This is a genomic window from Arthrobacter sp. Y3221157, assembly GCF_059089865.1.
On the sequence record NZ_JBNHFD010000254.1, the window covers coordinates 1 to 267 of the forward strand.

At 64.8% G+C, this 267-nt stretch carries 1 protein-coding gene; it reads left to right on the forward strand.

Annotated elements, in window-relative coordinates; all coding sequences use genetic code 11:
- Window positions 1–8: 8 nt before the first annotated feature.
- A partial coding sequence (locus tag AC5RTT_RS20890) for an ATP-binding cassette domain-containing protein (RefSeq protein WP_494146745.1) occupies window positions 9–267 on the forward strand: 259 nt, incomplete at its 3' end.

Below are 267 nucleotides of genomic sequence, written 5' to 3' on the forward strand. Positions count from 1 at the left end.
GCAGGCTCGTGTGGTCGCCACCCAACCCCCGCCCGGCCCCACCCGTCACCCACAACGACAACATTCCCGACGCTCCTGCGCTTCTGGAGGTGGATTCCCTCTCCGTTGCCTACCAGGTCAATGGCGGATGGAAAACAGTAGTGGACGGCGTATCGCTGAGGGTCGCCCCGGGAGAAGTCCACGCCCTCGTCGGGGAGTCCGGCTCGGGTAAAACCCAGACAGCCTGGTCCATTCTCGGTCTTCTGCCCGAGGGCGGCAGAATCATGG